General features: G+C 54.5%; 13 protein-coding genes. 9 read left to right on the top strand and 4 right to left on the bottom strand.

All coding sequences use genetic code 11. From position 1 onward, the window contains the following. Positions 1-32 precede the first annotated feature (32 nt). Complete coding sequence (gene pyrD / locus HWQ15_RS16075; RefSeq protein WP_023299739.1) at positions 33-1043, bottom strand: quinone-dependent dihydroorotate dehydrogenase; 1011 nt, start codon at positions 1041-1043, stop codon at positions 33-35. A 249-nt stretch (positions 1044-1292) separates the two neighbouring features. Between pyrD and ssuE the strand changes: the two genes are divergently transcribed. The 5 genes from ssuE to ssuB are packed head-to-tail and all read left to right on the top strand — an operon-like array spanning position 1293 to position 5533. Then, the gene (ssuE, locus tag HWQ15_RS16070; protein ID WP_022647647.1) at positions 1293-1868 is read left to right on the top strand and encodes an NADPH-dependent FMN reductase; all 576 of its coding nucleotides are present in this window, start codon (positions 1293-1295) and stop codon (positions 1866-1868) included. Continuing rightward, positions 1861-2823, top strand: coding sequence for a sulfonate ABC transporter substrate-binding protein (locus HWQ15_RS16065; RefSeq protein ID WP_022647646.1), 963 nt, complete (start codon positions 1861-1863; stop codon positions 2821-2823). Before ssuE ends, HWQ15_RS16065 begins: the two co-directional genes overlap by 8 nt. After that, a complete protein-coding gene (ssuD, locus tag HWQ15_RS16060; RefSeq protein ID WP_038415787.1) occupies positions 2820-3965 on the top strand; it encodes an FMNH2-dependent alkanesulfonate monooxygenase in 1146 nt (381 codons plus the stop codon). The genes HWQ15_RS16065 and ssuD overlap by 4 nt, the downstream gene beginning before the upstream one ends. Positions 3966-3974: 9 nt before the next feature. Beyond that, positions 3975-4766, top strand: a complete 792-nt coding sequence (gene ssuC, locus HWQ15_RS16055) for an aliphatic sulfonate ABC transporter permease SsuC (RefSeq protein WP_063149030.1) — start codon at positions 3975-3977, stop codon at positions 4764-4766. After that, positions 4763-5533, top strand: a complete 771-nt coding sequence (ssuB, locus tag HWQ15_RS16050; protein WP_022647644.1) for an aliphatic sulfonates ABC transporter ATP-binding protein — start codon at positions 4763-4765, stop codon at positions 5531-5533. Before ssuC ends, ssuB begins: the two co-directional genes overlap by 4 nt. A gap of 89 nt (positions 5534-5622) precedes the next feature. Here the strand turns inward: ssuB and pepN are convergent, their stop codons facing one another. Then, positions 5623-8235 (bottom strand): aminopeptidase N, encoded by a 2613-nt coding sequence (pepN, locus tag HWQ15_RS16045; protein ID WP_063149031.1) that lies wholly within the window; start codon positions 8233-8235, stop codon positions 5623-5625. A gap of 253 nt (positions 8236-8488) precedes the next feature. Between pepN and pncB the strand changes: the two genes are divergently transcribed. The 4 genes from pncB to HWQ15_RS16025 all read left to right on the top strand — a co-directional run bounded on the left by pncB (position 8489) and on the right by HWQ15_RS16025 (position 14300). Continuing rightward, entirely contained in the window at positions 8489-9691 is a 1203-nt protein-coding gene (gene pncB, locus HWQ15_RS16040) for a nicotinate phosphoribosyltransferase (protein WP_063149032.1), read from the top strand. A gap of 168 nt (positions 9692-9859) precedes the next feature. Then, positions 9860-11260, top strand: a complete 1401-nt coding sequence (gene asnS / locus HWQ15_RS16035) for an asparagine--tRNA ligase (protein ID WP_003858191.1) — start codon at positions 9860-9862, stop codon at positions 11258-11260. A 606-nt stretch (positions 11261-11866) separates the two neighbouring features. Then, positions 11867-12925 (top strand): porin OmpF, encoded by a 1059-nt coding sequence (ompF, locus tag HWQ15_RS16030; RefSeq protein ID WP_063149033.1) that lies wholly within the window; start codon positions 11867-11869, stop codon positions 12923-12925. A gap of 184 nt (positions 12926-13109) precedes the next feature. Beyond that, positions 13110-14300: an amino acid aminotransferase gene (locus HWQ15_RS16025; RefSeq protein ID WP_023299734.1), complete on the top strand. Its 1191-nt coding sequence runs from the start codon at positions 13110-13112 to the stop codon at positions 14298-14300. A gap of 53 nt (positions 14301-14353) precedes the next feature. Here HWQ15_RS16025 and HWQ15_RS16020 read toward each other — a convergent pair whose 3' ends face one another. Together HWQ15_RS16020 and HWQ15_RS16015 are read right to left on the bottom strand one after the other, a co-directional pair. Further along, the gene (locus tag HWQ15_RS16020) at positions 14354-15001 is read right to left on the bottom strand and encodes an MBL fold metallo-hydrolase (protein WP_023299733.1); all 648 of its coding nucleotides are present in this window, start codon (positions 14999-15001) and stop codon (positions 14354-14356) included. Positions 15002-15021: 20 nt separating this feature from the next. Next, entirely contained in the window at positions 15022-15573 is a 552-nt protein-coding gene (locus HWQ15_RS16015; RefSeq protein ID WP_003858202.1) for a YcbK family protein, read from the bottom strand. Positions 15574-15690 lie beyond the last annotated feature (117 nt).

The raw sequence follows: 15690 nt of genomic DNA, 5'->3' as shown, positions 1-15690 counted from the left end.
TAAAGCCCTGGTTGTCTGATTAAGAGAAAAGATTAGATATGCGTGACAATTTCTTTAATCAATGGCGGCCCTTTAAAAATAAAGCCGGAATAAATTTGCACCAGTGAAGCCCCTGCCGCCATCTTCTCACGTGCAGCGATGACGGAGTCAATGCCACCCACGCCAATAATCGGCAGCTGGCCTTTTAATTCCGCGGAGAGTGCGCGAATAATTTCGGTGCTTTTTAATTGTACCGGACGGCCACTTAATCCACCCGCTTCGTCACAGTTTTTCATTCCCTGGACGAGGGAGCGATCGAGCGTTGTATTGGTCGCAATCACACCATCAATATTATGGCGAACTAAACTGTCGGCAACCTGGATCAATTCTTCTGCCGAAAGATCCGGGGCGATCTTAACCGCGACCGGAACATATTTATGGTGGATCGCCTGTAGTGCCGTTTGTTTATTTTTAATGGCGCCAAGAAGATCGTCGAGCGCTTCGCCATATTGTAATGAACGCAGCCCTGGGGTGTTAGGCGAGGATATATTCACCGCGATATAACCGGCATAGGCATAGACTTTTTCCATACAAATCAGATAGTCATCTTTACCCTGCTCGACTGGCGTGTCTTTATTTTTGCCAATATTAATACCCAGCACACCATCAAAATGGGCTTTCTTAACGTTCTCAACCAGATGATCGACGCCAAGGTTATTAAAGCCCATGCGGTTGATCAGCCCCTCGGCTTCAACCAGGCGGAACAGACGTGGCTTGTCATTTCCCGGCTGCGGACGCGGCGTCACCGTCCCGATTTCGATCGAGCCAAAGCCCATCGCACCGAGTGCATCAATGCATTCGCCATTTTTGTCCAGACCGGCCGCAAGGCCCAGTGGATTTTTGAACGTCAGGCCCATGCATTGGACAGGTTTTTCCGGCACGTTTTGACGCACCAGCGCGGCCAGAGGCGTTCCTGTAATACGACGTAACTGCTGAAATGTAAATTCATGAGCGCGCTCAGGATCGAGCTGGAAAAGGGCTTTACGAACGAAGGGGTAGTACATGAACTCTCCTGGATTCCCGGTGTGCAAACCGGGAGGGGATTATGTGCGATCCTGCCCGGAAAGGGAATTGACCTGTGGCAAAAAAAGCCATGTAAAACGCAATCGTTTACTTATCGGTTCGCTTCTTATGCTTTTTTCTGCATTCATCCTGAGGATAAATCATTTAGTGGAATAACCACGCAATGTCACACTCCTGAAAATTGTTATGAATGTTAGATAAAAGCAAACAATTAGTTATAAGGAGCAACCATGCGCGTCATTACCCTGGCCGGAAGCCCCCGCTTCCCCTCTCGATCCAGCGCACTGCTGGAATACGCTCGCGAAAAGCTTAATGCTCTGGATGTCGAAGTGTGTCACTGGAATTTGCACAATTTCGCGCCTGAAGATCTGCTCTACGCACGTTTCGACAGCCCGGCGCTGAAAACCCTGATCGAACAACTTAAGCGTGCTGACGGGCTGGTCGTCGCGACACCAATTTATAAAGCCTCTTTTTCCGGTGCACTGAAAACGCTGCTCGATCTGCTGCCCGAACGCGCGCTGGACGGTAAGGTCGTCCTGCCGCTGGCCACAGGCGGTACGGTAGCCCATTTACTGGCTGTGGATTATGCCCTCAAGCCAGTTCTGAACGCGCTGAAAGCGCAGGAGATCCTGCATGGCGTCTTCGCTGATGACTCACAGGTAATCGACTACCAGCATAAACCGCATTTCACGCCGAATCTGCAAACCCGCCTCGACAGCGCGCTTGAAACCTTCTGGCACGCCCTTAATCGTCGGGATCGCCACGCGGCGGCATTTCATCAATCACAAGGAGTGGCGCATGTTTAAAACAGTTACCCGTATCGGGCTGGCAGGTCTGCTGGCAGTGGCATCGCTGGCTCAGGCGGCGGAGAAAACGCCGGAGAGCCTGCGTATCGGTTATCAGAAAGGCAGCGTCAGCATGGTGCTGGCGAAAAGCCATGCGTTGCTGGAGAAACGTTTCCCGCAGACCAAATTCTCATGGGTCGAGTTCCCTGCCGGACCGCAGATGCTGGAGGCGCTGAACGTCGGGAGTATTGATTTAGGCAGCACCGGCGATATCCCGCCGATCTTTGCCCAGGCGGCCGGGGCGGATCTGGTTTACGTTGGCGTTGAACCCGCCAAGCCGAAGGCAGAGGTTATTTTGGTGCCGGAAAACAGCGAGATCAAAAGCGTCGCCGATCTCAAAGGTCATAAGGTTGCTTTCCAGAAAGGTTCCAGCTCGCATAACCTGCTGCTGCGCGCGTTGCAGGAGGCCGGCCTTAAATTCACCGATATCCAGCCCGTTTACCTGACGCCTGCCGATGCGCGCGCGGCGTTTCAGCAAAAAAATGTTGATGCCTGGGCTATCTGGGATCCGTACTACTCCGCCGCACTGTTGCAGGGCGGTGTGCGGGTGCTGAAAGACGGCACCACCCTGAAACAAACCGGTTCGTTCTACCTGGCGGCACGTCCTTACGCTGAAAAAAATGGCGCATTTATTCAGCAGGTGCTGGATACCTTCTCTCAGGCCGATGCGCTGACCCAAAGCCAGCGTCAGCAGAGCATCACGCTACTGGCAAAAACCATGGGCCTGCCTGAACCGGTGATCGCCACCTATCTTGACCACCGTCCTCCCACCACCATAGCGCCGGTTGACGCCCACGTTGCCGCCCTCCAGCAGCAAACGGCAGACCTCTTTTATCAAAACCGCCTGGTTCCAAAGCAGGTGAATATTCGCGAACGCATCTGGCAACCCGCTGGCATTGAAGGAAAAAAATCATGAGTCTGAATCTTTTCTGGTTTTTACCCACCCACGGTGATGGACACTATCTTGGCACAGAAGAAGGCGCCCGCCCGGTCGATCACGGCTATCTACAGCAGATCGCCCAGGCGGCAGACCGCATCGGTTTTACCGGGGTGCTGATCCCGACGGGCCGTTCATGTGAGGACGCGTGGCTGGTTGCCGCGTCGATGATCCCCGTCACCCAGCGCCTGAAATTCCTGGTAGCCTTGCGCCCAAGCGTGGTGTCGCCCACCGTCGCGGCACGCCAGGCGGCAACGCTGGACAGGCTCTCCAACGGCCGCGCGCTGTTCAATCTGGTGACGGGCAGCGATCCGCAGGAGCTGGCGGGCGATGGCGTTTTTCTCGATCATACCGAGCGCTATGAAGCCTCCGCAGAGTTCACCCGCGTCTGGCGACGTCTGCTGGAAGGGGAAACCGTCACCTTCGAAGGAAAACATATCCACGTTCGCGATGCGCAACTCTACTTCCCGCCGGTACAGCAGCCGCGCCCTCCCCTTTATTTCGGCGGATCGTCGGACGTGGCGCAGGAGCTGGCGGCTGAGCAGGTCGATCTCTATCTGACCTGGGGCGAGCCACCGGAGCTGGTTAAAGAGAAAGTTGCTCAGGTACGCGCCAAAGCCGCAGAACATGGCCGTACGGTGCGCTTCGGCATTCGCCTGCACGTGATCGTACGCGAAACCAACGACGAGGCCTGGCAAGCCGCCGACCGTCTGATCGCTCATCTGGACGACGACACTATCGCCAAAGCACAGGCGGCGTTTGCCAAAACCGACTCCGTGGGCCAACACCGAATGGCCTCCCTGCACAACGGCAAGCGTGAAAATCTTGAGATCAGCCCGAACCTGTGGGCCGGGGTGGGTCTGGTGCGCGGCGGCGCCGGTACGGCGCTGGTCGGCGATGGTCCAACCGTAGCGGCACGCATTAATGAATACGCGGCGCTGGGGATCGACAGCTTTATCCTGTCTGGCTACCCGCATCTGGAGGAGGCCTACAAGGTGGGAGAACTGCTCTTCCCGCACCTGGATGTCGCTATCCCGGAGATTCCGCAGCCACGTCAGCTTCAGTTGCAGGGCGAAGCCGTGGCGAATGCGTTTATCCCGAGAAAAGTCGCGCAAAGTTAAGGAGCCACCATGTCTTCAACCGCACAAAAATGGCTGCTGCGCGCCGCACCGTGGTTTCTGTCCGTCGGCATTGTCCTCGTCTGGCAACTGGCGTCTTCAACTGGCTGGCTGTCGAGCCGTATTTTGCCCTCTCCGGAGGGCGTTGTGGAAGCGTTCTGGTCGCTAAGCGCCAGCGGTGAGCTGTGGCAACATCTTGCCATCAGCTCCTGGCGCGCGGTAATCGGCTTTTCGATTGGCGGGAGCATCGGCCTGACGCTGGGGCTGATCAGCGGCCTGTCCCGCTGGGGTGAGCGGCTGCTGGATACCTCCGTTCAAATGCTGCGTAACGTGCCGCATCTGGCGCTTATTCCGCTGGTTATCCTGTGGTTCGGCATTGATGAGAGCGCCAAAATTTTCCTCGTGGCGCTGGGAACATTATTCCCGATTTATATCAATACCTGGCATGGGATCCGCAATATCGATCGCGGTCTGGTTGAGATGGCCCGCAGCTATGGCCTGTCAGGTTTTGCCCTGTTTACCCATGTGATCCTGCCGGGCGCCCTGCCCTCCATTATGGTTGGGGTGCGTTTTGCGCTCGGCCTGATGTGGCTAACCCTGATCGTGGCGGAAACCATTTCGGCCAACTCCGGCATTGGTTATCTGGCGATGAACGCCCGCGAGTTCCTGCAAACGGACGTGGTGGTGGTTGCCATTATCCTTTATGCCCTGCTTGGCAAACTTGCGGACGTCAGCGCCCAGTGGCTGGAACGTAGCTGGCTGCGCTGGAACCCGGCCTACACCGCTCAGGAGGCGAAAGCATGAATACTGCACGACTGAACCAGGGAACACCGTTACTGCTGAACGGCGTGACCAAACGCTACGGTGATAACACCATTCTGAATGCACTGGATCTGCATATTCCTGCCGGACAGTTTGTGGCCGTTGTTGGCCGCAGCGGTGGCGGCAAGAGTACCCTGCTGCGTCTTTTAGCCGGGCTGGAGGCGCCAAACAGTGGTGACATTCTGGCAGGCACCACGCCGCTGTCCACGATTCAGGATGATACGCGCATGATGTTTCAGGACGCGCGTCTGCTGCCGTGGAAAACGGTGATGGATAACGTCGGGCTGGGCCTGAAGGGCAGCTGGCGGGAGGACGCCCGGCAGGCACTCGCCGCCGTCGGGCTGGAGAATCGTGCGGGAGAGTGGCCTGCGGCCCTGTCGGGTGGACAAAAGCAGCGCGTGGCCCTGGCACGCGCGCTGATTCATCGTCCCGGCCTGCTGCTGCTTGATGAACCGCTCGGCGCGCTTGATGCCCTGACGCGGATCGAGATGCAGGATCTGATTGAAACCCTCTGGCAGACGCACGGCTTTACGGTGCTGCTGGTGACGCATGACGTAAGCGAAGCTGTGGCAATGGCAGACAGGGTGCTGTTAATAGAAGAGGGTAAAATTGGTCTGGATCTGACGGTGGATATTCCACGTCCTCGCCGGGTGGGATCGGCCAGACTGGCGGAGCTGGAGGCGGAAGTGCTGGATAGAGTGATGAAACGTGGAGAAGCGGAGATTCAGCGGATAAAGGCTAATGCCTGATGCCCTCACCCCGGCCCTCTTCAACAGGGAGCACGGCGCAAGGGCAAATCGTAGGCCCGGTAAGCGAAGCGCCACCGGGCTTTTTTACATCAGGCCAGCGCCTTTGTAATCTTCTCGTACAGATCGCCAGACAAATTTTCCAGCCCTTTCAGCTGCTCAATTGCGGCACGCATTTTCGCCTGACGCTGCGCATCGTAGCGTTTCAGGCGGATCAGCGGCTCAATCAGACGAGACGCCACCTGCGGGTTACGGCTGTTCAGCTCGGTCAGCATTTCAACCATGAACTGATAACCGCTGCCGTCTTCAGCATGGAACGCGGCCGGGTTGCTGCTGGCAAACGCGCCAATCAGGGAGCGGACGCGGTTCGGGTTGCTCATGGTGAACGAACGGTGCTTCAGCAGGCTGCGTACGTTGCTGAGCGCATCGGCTGCCGGGCTGGTGGCCTGAAGAATGAACCACTTGTCCATCACCAGACCATCCTGATGCCACCTGTCGTCGTACTCCTGCATCAGCGCATCGCGGCACGGCAGCTCGGCGGCAACGCTTGCGGCCAGCGCAGCCAGCGCATCCGTCATGTTATCGGCTTCGTGGTACTGCTTGCTGACCAGCGTGTTCGCCAGCTCTGCCTCACCAAACGCCAGATAGCGCAGGCAGGTATTGCGCAGGGAACGTTTACCGATATCCGCATGTTCCACCCGATACGCGTCCAGCTTGTTGGCGTTGTAAATCGCCAGGAACTCGTCCGCCAGCTCGGTCGCCAGCGTGCGGGTCAGCGCTTCACGCACGGCGACGATCGCAATGGGGTCGATGATGTCAAACAGCTCGGCGATTTCAGTCGCGGACGGCAGCGTCAAAATTTCAGCCGCCAGCGCCGGGTCAATATTCTCATCCAGCAGGATGGCACGGAACGCGTCTGCCACATGAACCGGCAGCGTCAGCGGCTGGCCCTGCTGGTAACGGTTGACGTTCAGCTTGATGTAGGTCGCCAGCAGGCTTTGTGCCGCATCCCAGCGCGAGAAATCGTTGCGCGCGTGACGCATCAGGAACGTCAGCTGCTGATCGCTCCACTTGTATTCGAGTTTCACCGGCGCGGAGAACTCGCACAGCAGGGCAGGAACAGGCTGGAAATAGACGTTATCGAAAATAAAGGTCTGCTCTGCCTGGGTCACATTCAGCACGTTATGCACCGGGTGACCGCCCTTCTGTAACGGGATCACGTTGCCTTCGTTGTCGTACAGCTCAACGCTGAACGGAATGTGCAGCGGATGTTTCTCTTCCTGCTCCGCCGTTGGCGGTGTGCGCTGGCTGATGGTCAGCGTGTACTGCTCAGTTTCCGGGTTGTAGTCGTCTTTGACCGTCACAATCGGCGTACCGGCCTGGCTGTACCAGCGGCGGAAATGAGACAGATCCACGTTAGAGGCGTCTTCCATCGCCTGGACGAAATCGTCGCAGGTGGCCGCACTGCCGTCATGACGCTCGAAGTAAAGCTGCATCCCTTTCTGGAAATTCGTTTCGCCCAGCAGGGTGTGGATCATGCGGATAATTTCAGCGCCTTTTTCGTACACCGTCAGGGTGTAGAAGTTATTCATCTCAATGACTTTATCCGGGCGGATCGGATGGGCCATTGGGCTGGCATCTTCTGCAAATTGCAGACCACGCATGGTGCGCACGTTGTTGATGCGGTTCACTGCCCGCGATCCCAGATCGGAGCTGAACTCCTGATCGCGGAAGACGGTTAAGCCCTCTTTCAGGCTCAGCTGGAACCAGTCGCGGCAGGTGACGCGGTTCCCGGTCCAGTTATGGAAATATTCGTGGCCGATAACGCGTTCGATATCGAGGTAATCTTTATCCGTTGCGGTATCGGTACGCGCCAGCACGTATTTGGAGTTGAAGATGTTAAGACCTTTATTCTCCATCGCGCCCATATTGAAGAAATCGACAGCAACGATCATATAGATGTCGAGGTCATATTCGAGGCCAAAGCGCGTTTCATCCCACTTCATGGAGTTGATGAGGGAGGTCATTGCCCACGGGGCGCGGTCAAGGTTGCCACGGTCCACGAACAGCTCCAGCGCGACTTCACGGCCAGAGCGCGTTTTAAAGGTGTCGCGCAGAACATCGAAATCGCCCGCCACCAGCGCAAACAGGTAGCAGGGTTTAGGGAACGGATCCTGCCACTGTACCCAGTGACGGCCATTCTCCAGTTCCCCTTCACCAATCCGGTTGCCGTTGGAAAGCAGGTACGGGTACAGCGTTTTGTCGGCAATAATTTTGGTGGTAAAGCGCGCCAGGACGTCCGGGCGATCCAGATACCAGGTAATGTGGCGGAACCCTTCGGCTTCACATTGGGTGCACAGGGCTACGCCTGACTGGTAAAGCCCTTCCAGCGCGGTATTGGCGGCAGGGCTGATTTCATTCACGATGCGCAGGGTAAAGCGTTCCGGCAGGTTGTCGATGACCAGCTGGTTGCCTTCTTCTTTATAGTCTGACCAGGCTTCATCATTAATATGCAGGGAAACCAGCGTCAGGTCTTCACCATCCAGACGCAGCGGCACGGCTGTCGCGCTCTGGCGCGTCACCTGGCTTACCGCCGTCACGACGGTTTTTGTGGCATCCAGGTCGAAGGTCAGATCGATATCGCTTATCAGGTAATCCGGCGCACGGTAGTCGTGGCGGTATTTAGCTTGTGGCTGTTGTGTCATAGAAAACCTTATGCATCGTTTGTCGAGTAACGATTCAATATATTCCGGTTGTGTAAAACGCGCTATGCAGAATGTTCATCTTTTCAGGCACAACGCCGTTTTTGCTACATTTTTATAACACGGGGCACGAAATGCGCTCGACCATAAAGTGTGCTTATGTTGTGATCGGGGTTCAATAAATCACTAAACAGGGTATACTCCGGAGTTGTTTATTGTACTAAACGCTCCCGTGAGAGGATGCTACAGCGCACCTATGACTCAATTCGCTTCTCCGGTTCTGCATACGTTGCTGGATACCGACGCGTACAAGCTGCATATGCAGCAAGCCGTGTTTCACCACTATCATGATGTTCATGTTGCGGCGGAATTTCGCTGCCGGGGTGACGACTTGCTGGGTATCTACGCAGATTCCATTCGTGAACAGGTCGATGCCATGCAGCATCTGGCGCTCACCGATGACGAATATCAGTGGCTTTCAGGCCTGCCTTTCTTTAAAGCGGACTATCTGAACTGGCTGCGTGAGTTCCGCTATAAGCCGGAACAGGTCACCGTCACCAATGATAACGGCAAGCTGGACATTCGTCTGACCGGCCCGTGGCGCGAAGTGATCATGTGGGAAGTGCCGCTTCTGGCCGTGATCAGCGAGCTGGCCCACCGTTATCGCTCCCCTGAAACCGGTGTAACGCAGGCGGTTGCCGCTCTGGAGAATAAACTCGTTGAGTTTTCCAGACTGACAGAAGGGCTGGATATGTCCCGCTTCCGTCTGATGGACTTTGGCACGCGCCGCCGCTTCTCTCGCGAGGTTCAGGAAGCCATTGTCAGACGTCTGCAACAGGAGACGTGGTTCGTTGGCACCAGTAACTACGATCTGGCGCGTCGCCTTGATTTAACGCCGATGGGTACCCAGGCGCACGAATGGTTCCAGGCGCACCAGCAGATCAGCCCTGACCTTGCCAACAGCCAGCGAGCCGCCCTCGCCGCGTGGCTTGAGGAATACCCGGATCGGCTGGGTATTGCCCTTACCGACTGCATTACCATGGACGCGTTCCTGCGCGACTTTGGCCCTGAGTTTGCCGAACGCTACCAGGGTTTGCGCCATGATTCCGGGGACCCGGTTGAATGGGGTGAGAAAGCCATCGCCCATTACGAAAAACTGGGTATCGATCCCATGAGTAAGGTGCTGGTCTTCTCCGATAACCTTGACCTGGCGAAAGCCGTCGACCTTTATCGCCACTTCTCATCGCGGGTGAACCTGAGTTTCGGGATTGGTACGCGCTTAACCTGTGATATCCCCCAGGTGAAACCGCTGAACATCGTCATAAAGCTAGTGGAATGTAACGGTAAGCCGGTCGCGAAGCTCTCCGACAGCCCTGGCAAAACCATCTGCCATGACAAAGCGTTTGTCCGCGCATTACGTAAAGCCTTCGATCTGCCTCAGGTTAAAAAAGCCAGCTAACGGCTTCGGGGGAGCCTTCATGGCTCCCCTTCTCTTATTAATTTCTTATTTCTTCTCTTAAGACGGTGAAATTTACTTGTCTGATAGCGGATGGCAGGTAACATAGATATCCCCCCTATCAGGGCGGACAAGTGTTTATTTTTTCCGACTATTAACAGAGAGAATATTATGAGCGTTGTGCCTGTAGCCGACGTACTCCAGGGCCGTGTCGCCGTTGACCAGGAGGTCACCGTGCGCGGATGGGTGCGTACTCGCCGAGATTCTAAAGCTGGCATCTCCTTCCTCGCCGTCTATGACGGTTCCTGCTTTGATCCTGTACAGGCCGTCATTAATAATTCTCTGCCCAATTACAATGATGACGTTCTGCACCTGACAACCGGCTGTTCCGTGATCGTCACCGGTGTTGTGGTGGCCTCTCCGGGCCAGGGTCAGAGCTACGAAATTCAGGCGACCTCGGTGGAAGTGACCGGCTGGGTTGAAGATCCAGACACCTATCCGATGGCTGCAAAGCGTCACAGCATCGAATATCTGCGTGAAGTTGCGCACCTGCGTCCGCGCACCAACCTGATTGGTGCAGTGGCGCGCGTGCGTCATACGCTGGCGCAGGCGCTGCATCGCTTCTTTGACGAGCAGGGTTACTTCTGGGTGTCTACTCCGCTGATCACGGCATCCGATACCGAAGGCGCAGGTGAAATGTTCCGCGTTTCAACGCTGGATATGGAAAACCTGCCACGTACGCCGGAAGGAAAAGTCGATTACGACAAAGACTTCTTTGGTAAAGAAGCCTTCCTGACGGTTTCCGGCCAGCTCAACGGCGAAACCTACGCCTGTGCGCTGTCTAAGATCTACACCTTCGGCCCAACCTTCCGTGCGGAAAACTCTAACACCAGCCGTCACCTGGCGGAATTCTGGATGCTGGAGCCGGAAGTCGCCTTTGCCGATCTGAATGACGTGGCAGGCCTGGCAGAAGCGATGCTGAAATACGTGTTCAAAGCGGTTCTCGAAGAGCGCGCAGACGACATGAAATTCTTCGCTGAGCGTGTCGATAACGACGCCATCGCCCGTCTTGAACGCTTCGTCTCCGCAGACTTCGCGCAGGTGGATTACACCGACGCGGTCGCTATCCTGGAAAAATGCGGTGAGAAATTCGAAAACCCGGTTTACTGGGGCGTGGATCTCTCCTCCGAGCATGAACGTTATCTGGCAGAGAAGCACTTCAAAGCACCGGTTGTGGTGAAAAACTATCCGAAAGACATTAAGGCGTTCTATATGCGCCTTAACGAAGATGGTAAAACCGTTGCCGCGATGGATGTTCTGGCGCCGGGCATCGGTGAGATCATCGGTGGCTCCCAGCGTGAAGAGCGCCTGGATGTGCTGGACGCGCGTATGCAGGAGATGGGCCTGAACCCGGCGGACTACAGCTGGTATCGCGATCTCCGTCGCTACGGCACCGTTCCGCACTCTGGCTTTGGCCTGGGCTTCGAACGTCTGATTGCTTACGTAACAGGTGTTCAGAACGTACGTGATGTGATTCCGTTCCCACGTACACCGCGTAACGCAAGTTTCTAACCGACCAAATCATTAATGGCCAGCAAATGCTGGCCATTATTTTATCCTGCAATGTCAGTTTTCGTCAGTCAAAAGTAAGCGTCTATAAACCACAACCCCGCAATTCCCTCTACCTGTTACGTTTTGTTTCCACGAAATATCCTTAGACAAAAAAATAACCCTATTCTTATTGCGCTTAATACAATCCTTACGCAATAGCACAAAAAACAACCACTTTCACAGCCATCTGGATGGCTTTTGTCGATTATAAGAAAAAATGAGCCGTTTAACTTCTGTTTATACGAAAGGCCTTTAGCTAAATTAAACATAAGGAAATCATATATATAAGAATAAAGTGGAGGTTTAATTCACCAGAACGCGCTGAAGTTTGAGGTGCTTCACAAAGTTCCCAAAAATACATATTTAGTTACACATATTTTCTTTTGGTAACTTAATCTTGAAGATTGTAGCACTTTCAGTGTAGCGAAACGGTTCTATGAATGGAAAGATGCCTGTCAGACACATAAAGACACCTAACTCTCATCAATAGTTCCGGAAATATTTATTGACAGAATTTATTGACGGCAGTGGCGAGTGTCATAAAAAAACCAATGAGGGTAATAAATAATGATGAAGCGCAATATCCTGGCAGTGGTAGTCCCTGCCCTGCTGGTAGCCGGTGCAGCAAACGCTGCTGAAATCTATAACAAAGACGGCAACAAATTAGATCTTTACGGGAAAGCAGTTGGCCTGCATTACTTCTCTGATTATGCGGGCAACGATGGCGACAACACTTACGCGCGTCTGGGCTTCAAAGGTGAAACTCAGATCAACGATCAGCTGACTGGCTACGGTCAGTGGGAATACAATTTCCAGGGTAACAACTCTGAAGGCGGCGATGCGCAGAACGGCAACAAAACCCGTCTGGCATTCGCAGGTCTGAAATTTGGTGACGCAGGCTCCTTCGACTACGGTCGTAACTACGGTCTGGTCTATGACGCAATCGGCATCACCGATATGCTGCCTGAGTTCGGCGGCGACACCGGCGCGAGCGATAACTTCTTCGCAGGCCGTACGGGTGGTCTGGCGACTTACCGTAACAGCAACTTCTTCGGCCTGGTTGACGGTCTGAACTTTGGTGTTCAGTACCTGGGCAAAAATGAACGTGATGACGCGTTACGTTCCAACGGCGACGGCTGGGCGACCTCTCTGAGCTATGACTACGAAGGCTTCGGCATTGTCGGTGCTTATGGCGCCGCTGACCGTACCAACAACCAGCAGACTCTGGAATGGGGTGAAGGCGACAAAGCTGAACAGTGGGCAACCGGCCTGAAATACGACGCGAACAACATCTACCTGGCAGCCATTTATGGCGAAATGCGTAACGCAGCGCGCCTGGGCAGCCGTGGTTTCGCTAACAAGTCTCAGGACTTCTCTGTTGTCGCTCAGTACCAGTTCGATTTCGGCCTGCGTCCATCCATCGCTTACTACAAATCTAAAGCGAAAGACGTAGAAGGTATCGGTGACGAAGACTACATCAACTACGTTGATATCGGTGCGACCTACTACTTCAACAAAAACATGTCTACCTATGTTGACTATCAGATCAACCAGCTGAAAGACGACAACAAGCTGGGCATCAACAACGACGACATCGTGGCTCTGGGTCTGGTTTACCAGTTCTAATCAGCACACCTCGTTGCTATATGCTTAATGAACAGGGCTTCGGCCCTGTTTTTTTATTCCCGAGAGAAAATAATAGCGACTTTTGAAAAGCCGCACGCTTTTCGTCGCAAACGGTTGGCATTTTGTAAATCTACCGTTAACCTGATAGCGGATTTCACTTCTGTAATCACAATGGAACTTCGTCATGTTTGAGAACATTACTGCCGCTCCTGCCGACCCAATTCTGGGCCTGGCCGATCTGTTTCGTGCCGACGACCGCCCTGGCAAAATCAACCTGGGTATTGGTGTATATAAAGATGAAACCGGCAAAACTCCGGTACTGACCAGCGTCAAAAAAGCTGAGCAGTATCTGCTGGAAAACGAAACCACCAAAAACTACCTCGGTATTGATGGTATCCCTGAATTTGGTCGCTGCACCCAGGAGCTGCTGTTCGGCAAAGGCAGCACCATTGTGAGCGAAAAACGCGCCCGCACGGCGCAGACCCCAGGCGGTACCGGCGCACTGCGCGTGGCGGCAGATTTCCTGGCGAAAAACACCTCTGTGAAGCGTGTCTGGGTAAGCAATCCAAGCTGGCCGAACCACAAGAGCGTGTTTAATTCTGCGGGTCTGGAAGTCCGTGAATACGCCTACTATGACGCGGCAAACCATGCGCTGGACTTTGATGGTTTGCTGGCCAGCCTGAGCGAAGCACAGGCGGGCGATGTGGTGCTGTTCCATGGCTGCTGCCATAACCCAACTGGTATCGATCCTACGCTTGAACAGTGGGAACAGCTGGCTAAGCTGTCCGTTGAAAAAGGCTGGCTGCCGCTGTTCGACTTCGCTTACCAGGGCTTTGCCCGTGGTCTGGAAGAAGATGCTGAAGGTCTGCGCGCATTCGCCGCCGTCCATCAGGAGCTGATTGTCGCAAGCTCCTATTCCAAGAACTTTGGTCTGTATAACGAGCGTGTCGGCGCCTGTACGCTGGTGGCCGCTGACGATCAAACTGTCGATCGCGCATTCAGCCAGATGAAGTCTGTGATCCGCGCTAACTACTCCAACCCACCGGCACACGGTGCGTCTGTAGTTGCGACGATCCTGAGCAACGATGCGCTGCGCGCAATCTGGGAACAAGAGCTGAACGATATGCGTCAGCGCATTCAACGCATGCGTCTGCTGTTTGTGAACACGCTGGCTGAGAAAGGCGCCGACCGTGACTTCAGCTTCATCATCAAGCAGAACGGCATGTTCTCCTTCAGCGGTCTGACCAAAGAGCAGGTGCTGCGCCTGCGTGAAGAGTTTGGCGTCTATGCCGTTGCCTCTGGCCGCGTGAACGTTGCAGGTATGACGCCTGACAACATGGCGCCGCTGTGCGAAGCCATTGTCGCGGTGCTGTAACCTGCACCCATAAAAAAAAGCCTGCATCGCGCAGGCTTTTTTATTGAAAGGGTTTACCAGACAGGCATTTCATCCTGAAGGAACGGGTTATGCAACCGCTCATCGCCCAGCGTTGACATTGGTCCGTGTCCAGGGATAAACGTCACATCATCACCTAACGGTAATAACTTCTGCTTAATCGACTGAATCAGCTGACCGTGATCGCCGCGTGGGAAATCGCTGCGTCCTACGCCCCCTTTGAAAATCACGTCACCGGAAATCAGCAGGCGTGACACGTCATCAAAGAAGACAATATGGCCGGGCGTATGCCCGGGGCAATGCAACACCTGTAAAGTTACATTCCCTACGTTAACGCGATCGCCTTCGTTCAGCCAGCGGTCCGGTGTCAGTGGCTGACAGTCATCCAGACCAAACATGCGGCTTTGGGCAGGCAGCCCCTGAAGCCAGAACTCATCTTCTTTTTCCGGGCCGATAATCGGCACACCGTAGTGTTCAGCCAGTTCAGCCGCTGCACCCACATGGTCAAGATGGCCATGAGTCAGTAAAATCTGCATCAGCGTTACACCGCTGGCAGCGACTTCCTGCTTGATTGTCTCAGCGTCGCCACCGGGATCAACAAGCGCGGCCAGTTTAGTTTGTTCACACCAGATCAATGAACAGTTCTGTGAGAACGCGGTAACCGGAATAATACGATAGTTCATACTGCTCCTGTGTTTCGTTATTACCAGTGCCGAACCGGCCCGGTATCAATATGCACAAAGTTGCTACGTGGGTAGTATCCTACACCACCTGCGCGCATAGATAACGCCGCTTTGCGAATATTGGCTAACGAAACGCCTTCAATATGGAAATCCATCGCCTGCCCTTTGGTGTGATAGCTTTTTTTCGCTACCCCACGGCTGTGGGCGCGCAGTTCATTGTTGGTATCCAGAGAGCGATAGCCAGAAATGAGTTGCACCGGCCTTTTGGTCCCCAGCAGTCCCTGCAAGCGGTAAAGCTGATCGAATAATCCAGGGTCGATGGCTTTGATTTTGTTCGCGCGGAAATCACGGAAAAAATGGTTGAGTCGTGCTAATTCATCCTGAATATAGCCTCTGCCATCGAAAAATTCCGCTTTAAGCGTCTCACCAGTATGCAGATTGTTGAGCGTTAAAATACGCGGACGAGGTGTCGAGAGGGTGGCAAATGCTGGCGTCGGAAGGATGGCTGCTGCGCCCAGCGCAACGCCACCTAACGCCAGCAATTTGCGGCGATTAGCGTCAAATTTGTCCATGATAATCAGGTCTACAGGTAAAAGAAATTGTCAATATGCTTAGCGCACGAAGGGCACCATAACTGGCAAAGCCTGCTACGTCAAGGCGCCCAATCCCAGTGAATACGCGGCTTGCAG

The sequence above is a fragment of the Enterobacter sp. DSM 30060 genome (assembly GCF_013375955.1).
GTDB classification, from domain to species: Bacteria; Pseudomonadota; Gammaproteobacteria; order Enterobacterales; family Enterobacteriaceae; genus Enterobacter; species Enterobacter intestinihominis.
The sequence above is the reverse complement of the archived record's forward strand: the minus strand, read 5'-3'. Positions and strand labels throughout refer to the sequence as shown.

Excerpts from the sequence above, each read along its gene's own strand:
- pyrD (WP_023299739.1), bottom strand. The coding sequence starts at position 1,043 with ATGTACTACCCCTTCGTTCGTAAAGCCCTTTTCCAGCTCGATCCTGAG.
- ssuE (WP_022647647.1), top strand. The coding sequence starts at position 1,293 with ATGCGCGTCATTACCCTGGCCGGAAGCCCCCGCTTCCCCTCTCGATCC.
- HWQ15_RS16065 (WP_022647646.1), top strand. The coding sequence starts at position 1,861 with ATGTTTAAAACAGTTACCCGTATCGGGCTGGCAGGTCTGCTGGCAGTG.
- ssuD (WP_038415787.1), top strand. The coding sequence starts at position 2,820 with ATGAGTCTGAATCTTTTCTGGTTTTTACCCACCCACGGTGATGGACAC.
- ssuC (WP_063149030.1), top strand. The coding sequence starts at position 3,975 with ATGTCTTCAACCGCACAAAAATGGCTGCTGCGCGCCGCACCGTGGTTT.
- ssuB (WP_022647644.1), top strand. The coding sequence starts at position 4,763 with ATGAATACTGCACGACTGAACCAGGGAACACCGTTACTGCTGAACGGC.
- pepN (WP_063149031.1), bottom strand. The coding sequence starts at position 8,235 with ATGACACAACAGCCACAAGCTAAATACCGCCACGACTACCGTGCGCCG.
- pncB (WP_063149032.1), top strand. The coding sequence starts at position 8,489 with ATGACTCAATTCGCTTCTCCGGTTCTGCATACGTTGCTGGATACCGAC.
- asnS (WP_003858191.1), top strand. The coding sequence starts at position 9,860 with ATGAGCGTTGTGCCTGTAGCCGACGTACTCCAGGGCCGTGTCGCCGTT.
- ompF (WP_063149033.1), top strand. The coding sequence starts at position 11,867 with ATGATGAAGCGCAATATCCTGGCAGTGGTAGTCCCTGCCCTGCTGGTA.
- HWQ15_RS16025 (WP_023299734.1), top strand. The coding sequence starts at position 13,110 with ATGTTTGAGAACATTACTGCCGCTCCTGCCGACCCAATTCTGGGCCTG.
- HWQ15_RS16020 (WP_023299733.1), bottom strand. The coding sequence starts at position 15,001 with ATGAACTATCGTATTATTCCGGTTACCGCGTTCTCACAGAACTGTTCA.
- HWQ15_RS16015 (WP_003858202.1), bottom strand. The coding sequence starts at position 15,573 with ATGGACAAATTTGACGCTAATCGCCGCAAATTGCTGGCGTTAGGTGGC.